General features: G+C 34.3%; 7 protein-coding genes and 1 tRNA gene. 4 read left to right on the forward strand and 4 right to left on the reverse strand.

Annotation, left to right across the window (positions count from 1 at the left end):
- Positions 1-154: 154 nt before the first annotated feature.
- Both MUB35_RS30120 and MUB35_RS30125 read right to left on the reverse strand, forming a co-directional pair.
- A complete protein-coding gene (locus MUB35_RS30120) occupies positions 155-1,015 on the reverse strand; it encodes a hypothetical protein (protein ID WP_244807364.1) in 861 nt (286 codons plus the stop codon).
- A gap of 207 nt (positions 1,016-1,222) precedes the next feature.
- Positions 1,223-1,444: a helix-turn-helix transcriptional regulator gene (locus tag MUB35_RS30125; protein ID WP_331477696.1), complete on the reverse strand. Its 222-nt coding sequence runs from the start codon at positions 1,442-1,444 to the stop codon at positions 1,223-1,225.
- Between the two features lie 109 nt (positions 1,445-1,553).
- Between MUB35_RS30125 and MUB35_RS30130 the strand changes: the two genes are divergently transcribed.
- Positions 1,554-1,862 carry a hypothetical protein gene (locus MUB35_RS30130; RefSeq protein ID WP_244807366.1) on the forward strand — a complete coding sequence of 103 codons (309 nt, stop codon included), beginning with the start codon at positions 1,554-1,556 and terminating at the stop codon, positions 1,860-1,862.
- 184 nt (positions 1,863-2,046) lie between these two features.
- Here MUB35_RS30130 and MUB35_RS30135 read toward each other — a convergent pair whose 3' ends face one another.
- A complete protein-coding gene (locus MUB35_RS30135; RefSeq protein WP_244807367.1) occupies positions 2,047-2,463 on the reverse strand; it encodes a helix-turn-helix domain-containing protein in 417 nt (138 codons plus the stop codon).
- 161 nt (positions 2,464-2,624) lie between these two features.
- Between MUB35_RS30135 and MUB35_RS30140 the strand changes: the two genes are divergently transcribed.
- The 3 genes from MUB35_RS30140 to MUB35_RS30150 all read left to right on the forward strand — a co-directional run bounded on the left by MUB35_RS30140 (position 2,625) and on the right by MUB35_RS30150 (position 5,209).
- A complete protein-coding gene (locus MUB35_RS30140; RefSeq protein ID WP_244807368.1) occupies positions 2,625-2,945 on the forward strand; it encodes a hypothetical protein in 321 nt (106 codons plus the stop codon).
- A gap of 172 nt (positions 2,946-3,117) precedes the next feature.
- A complete protein-coding gene (locus MUB35_RS30145) occupies positions 3,118-3,960 on the forward strand; it encodes a rolling circle replication-associated protein (protein ID WP_331477697.1) in 843 nt (280 codons plus the stop codon).
- Positions 3,953-5,209 carry a tyrosine-type recombinase/integrase gene (locus MUB35_RS30150; RefSeq protein ID WP_244807369.1) on the forward strand — a complete coding sequence of 419 codons (1,257 nt, stop codon included), beginning with the start codon at positions 3,953-3,955 and terminating at the stop codon, positions 5,207-5,209. The genes MUB35_RS30145 and MUB35_RS30150 overlap by 8 nt, the downstream gene beginning before the upstream one ends.
- Before the next feature lie 83 nt (positions 5,210-5,292).
- Here MUB35_RS30150 and MUB35_RS30155 read toward each other — a convergent pair.
- Positions 5,293-5,378, reverse strand: a tRNA-Leu gene (locus MUB35_RS30155).
- Between the last annotated feature and the right edge of the window lie 4 nt (positions 5,379-5,382).

Genomic DNA, 5,382 nt, shown 5'->3' on the forward strand with positions numbered 1-5,382 from the left:
TTACTGCCGCAGACCGGAATCGAACCGTTTTAACCAATCTCAAATACTGATAGAAAGGGGCTTTGAGGACTTCATCACGGTCTAGGTGTTCAAAAAGTGTTCATAAGTATAATTTTCACTAATATAAAATTGGCATTAAACCAATAATTAACCATTAGTTATTACATTCACGCCTGAATTCTTCCATCAACTTTTCAAATTCTGATTCGGACATTCTACTATACATTTTACACCAATATTTCTTTTGAAAAAGCAATACCTTACGTACTGAAAATTTACATGCTTTTGCCACAAACCAACGATGTCTTCTTTGAATTTTTTTAACTTTTTCTTCCTTAAATGACATCCTAACAAACAGCAATTCATATTTTGAATAAAGTTCAAGTATGTATTCTAACGGTATAATTAAAATTAGATATACAATTGGAATCATAAAACTAATAAAAGTATTTAATGCATCCAATTCTTTATATTCATGTATTCCAATCTTTATAGTTTCATATAAAATCCAAAATCCTGCCACCGCTAGAACGATATCTAATAATTTGTGTACTTTATAATATTCCTTCTTCCGTTCTGCAATTACATTCATCATTACAATTATTGTAGTAACTGGAATAATTATTAATTCAATCCATATATCGAAAGTAAATGTGCTAATGACGAATTCCAAAATAACCGTAAATTTCAAATTATCTTTTAAAACTTTTTTAATGTACCCCTCATCTGCCTCTTTTGAAACAGCATTCATGCAATATATCAAACCCGAAAATACAAACCAAACTATAATATCTTTAATAAAAACATTATTCCAAAATGGTAGATGATAAAATATTAATGTTATTCCCAAAACATAAAGCAAAATAATTCCCCAAAGTATTCTTAACTTACTACCAAAAAATATTTTTACAACTCTCAAAAAAGATTCTCGAATCTGCCTATGCATCATTACATACACAAGGAAAATACTGACCCATATTACAATTGCCCATTCCCGAGTCGATAAAATTGTCATGTGTTATCTACCCCTTAATCATGACTACACGTAGTCTTATCTTTTCTTTATGGAACTTCTCCTTACAGCTTTCAATTTGTCTAATTCCCACTATTCACATTATAATTCAATTTCACAGAGAAGTAATCAAATGAAAGGTATCTGTAGCTTTAAGTTCACTAGATCCCCAACTCTATATTTGTACCATGCCTCTCCAACAACATAGCATTATTCTTTTACATAAATAATCAATTCCCCAACCTCACACTCAAAGTAATCACATAATTTACAAATCAAATTTGCGTCCAACCTTTGAAATTCATTTCTGCAATATCTGTTAAAATTTGACCTCGGAATATCTAACTCTTTGCAAATGGTATTCTTGCTAATACCCCTTTCTTTCAACAGTTCTTCTATCCTTAATTCTAAATGTCCATAATTCATATGCATCACCCCTACACAAAGTATATTTAATAAATCTTTATGTAGTAATTCACTATATAGTGAGGTACTATATAGTTATCCCTTCAGGGAACTTAAAAAAGAGAGGTACATACACATGAAAAGAAAAGTCATAACTACACTTTTATTACTCTGTTTAATTGCCGGAATCTGCTATTACATCAGTCTGCCCGATTATCATGTCCGTAACAGCATGTCATTCAGCAATCAAGGCACACGGGACACGGAGCTGACTGTTATTGTTTACAAATATTGGGGAATTAATAAGACTATCCGTAAAATTGAAGCGGAACACAACAAAATCAATGGCACTCCTACTACCCTTGAAATCAAACTCTATTATTCTGCGTGGTTGATTCGTTATGGCGAGAAACCCTTTAAAACCGTTGTTTTTAAATATGACTAAGAAAAAAGAATAACAGACAACACTTTCGCAATCGTGCTGTCTGCTATTCTCTGAATACTTCCCACATATATTTCCTTCTTGTTCGTGCTCTTTCAAAAACCAACGTTCCGAAGGATGCCCAGAGCGACGGTTCCTAACAGGGCGGCGGGTCGGCTGGGCAAGTGGACGCCTTAGATTACTTCTGTTATTTCGTCACATATTCGATTGGACTATCTTCAATTCCCTCATACTTCTTTGTAGTAAGAAGATTGTTTATAAAGTCTAATACCTTGTTTGTATCTTCATCATCCAGTAAGTCCAACTTAGTCAAGATATCAATGTCTGTTTGATTTTCCACTTGTATTGATATGGGTTCTGACATATCCACAACCGCTTTAAATTTCTTCTTTCTGTGAACCACATCAATATCTGTAGTCAATCCCATAACATGACTTTTACTTACGCCAAACAGTTGTGATAACCTATCCCATATAGAATCATCCCTTGGAGTTCCATTCCCATTTTCATAGTTAGTCAGCATACTTTGTGAAATTCCTAACTCTTTTGCCAATTCCGCAACCGTGATGTTATTTTCTTTTCTCAATTCTTTTATTTTATTCATCGCAATCCTCCTTGTTTATGCCCATTATATTTCAATGTTTTTACTCTGTCAATCTTTTTATCGGATATTAAGATATTTCTCTTGACACCGCTTATACCGTGCTGTATTATAATAAATATCTGAATATCAGATAATTAAATATTTTAAGGAGGTCATATTTATTGATTAGAGGAACTGATTTTATTTTAAACCCAGACAAACTGGAGGAACAATTTCAATTAGTCGAAGTGTCTGAATGGATTGACTACAACACCAAAGAGAAACTAGGCTTCTACTACACTGTTCTTTTGCCAAAGCTGAAATTTGAGAAAATCAAAGTTGGCGTTAAAAATGCCAATCAGCTTGTGTCTAATGAAGAATTGGAGCAAAGAGGACAAGTGACCGTTTCATTTGAGGGACTACATACATGGGCAAGTCTCTATAATGGACGCTTATCCGTCAAAGCAGAAGCTGTCAATATCAGAAAAGCCGGAACAAAATAGTTCCCTAAAAGGGGCAGATAGGCAGTGCCGGACAACGTCATAAGGTACTGACTATCTGCACCATTTGAGATAACAGATTTCGTTCTATCTTTACTTGATATATAAAACAACATCTTCCGAAAAATCGGAACAGAAATAAGCACATAATCAAATAGGACAAGAGGTGAATTTCGTGGACAAAACAAACCATTGTTTTGTATATAATACGAAAATCATTGAAACTCCTACAACGAATGAAGTATATTTTTACGAACACCCCATTTATAGTCATTCACATACAAAAGCAGATACAAATTTATCCGAATCAAACAAACGCAAAACATTTGATGAAATGTCAGCTCGCAAGCAGTATAACAGCCTAAAAAGAAAACAGAAGCATTATGAACAGACCCGTTGGGAAATCGCTCGTATTGTTGACTGTAATTTTGATAACAAAACCAAATTTTTAACGCTGACATTTAAAGAGAATATTCAAGATATCACAATAACTAATAAAGAATTTAAATATTTTATCCAACGATTAAATTACTACCTATATCAAACCAAAGTCCAAACATTGAAATATATTGCAACGTGGGAGAAACAGAAACGTGGGGCAATCCACTACCATGTTATTTTCTTTGATTTTCCATATATACCAAAAGAGAAGTTACAAGAATTATGGACACATGGTTTTATTAAAATAAACCGTATTGATGTGGACAGCAAAGAGAACCGTGGCCGATATCTCAGTAAATATTTTGGAAAAGACCTAGAACTAAAAGAGCACAAGAAAAAGGCATTTTTTAAATCACAGAACCTTATAATGCCACTAGAAAAGAAGCTAATGCTTACCAGTGATATTATCAAAGATTTGTCACAAGAAAATATTGTATACCAAAAGGAATATACCCGGCAGGTATATGATACAAAGTCCTTAGTTTCAAGCGGATCACTTTTAAAAGACAGCAGTGTAATATACGTCAAGATCAAAAAAGGTAGAAATGGATTCAGGCGGAGGACGTCCGATGAATAAGCCTGTTACTTCTTCAGATATCACATTGTTGAATACACTGGTCACTTGTGCTAATATAACAACGGATGAAGTCTTCAAAGATTTTAAAATCATGGCAAACAAAAAAATCTTGGAGAAACATATATATGAAATTTATTACTCTGAATCCGAAAAAAGCTGGCGGACATATTTACCGGATAATACAAAACCTAACAATCGCCGACCAATTAAGAGAAAGAGTAAAGAGAACCTTGAAAAAGAAATCATAAGATTTTATATCGAAAAGCAAGAAGCCGAAAACCGGGAGAGTATCACGCTAGAAGATTTGTACTCTGAATGGCTGTTATACAAACGTGATTATACATCTGTGAAAGCGAAAACGATTCAAGAGTATGTTGCTGAGTGGAATAAATTCTTTAAGGACACGAATCTAGCCAAAATGAAAATCGGGGAAATCAAACCAATTACGCTTATCCGCTTCTTTAGAGAAATCACTAAAAAACGGGAATACACACATAAACGGATAAGCAACGCACGTTCTGTATTAAATGGCATTATGAGTTATGCGATTGAAGAAGAAATTATATCTCACAATCCTGTATCTGATGTAAATTTCAAACAATTCACCTACAAACCTGTTGAGGTTCAAAGCGATAACGTGTTTTCGCATGATGATACATTCAAATTGTTAAATTATTTGAAATGTATTATTGAACCCTACTCACTTGCCATACAATTATCTTTCTACTTATTTATCCGTGTAGGCGAAACAAAGGCTATACGGTGGGAAGATATCGACTATAAGAATAGAGTTGTTTATTTACATAGGCAGGCTACTTGTGAACGTGTGCTGAATGATGATTTGACATTTTCCAAACGAGAGGTAAAAGTTGTAAACCAAATGAAAGGAAATACTTCGCATGGATATCGTAAGCAATACTTGACGGATGAAGCGATAACCATTCTTGAAAAAGCCAAAGAACTAAACCCTTGCGGAACATATCTCTTTGAGCCTGACGGTGCTATAATGACTACTGACAGCTTTAACCGCCGTTTAAAGAAATATTGCAAAGAAGCCGGAGTTCCATATCATTCTAGTCATAAAATACGATTCTACAATGCTTCAACAGCTTTTGACGGGAATAATCTCACAACCCTTAGTTATCTAATGGGGCATAGTGAAGTAGCTACTACTCTCCACTATCTGAGAAATGTCAACAAGGGGGAAAATAATATGCTTGCTTTTCAGAAACTTGGTATTTCATCATAAAGTGTTCAAAGGTGTTCAAACTTTTCAGAACAAAAAAACAGAGGAAACGCTGTAAATTCAACGTTTCCTCCACTTTTAAATAATGCCGCAGACCGGAATCGAACCGGTACGGGTATCACTACCCACGGGATTTTAAGTCCCGGGCGTCTGCCAGTTCCGCCACTGCGGCAAAA

The organism is Blautia sp. NSJ-175, assembly GCF_022867815.1.
Lineage (GTDB): Bacteria > Bacillota > Clostridia > Lachnospirales > Lachnospiraceae > Blautia > Blautia celeris.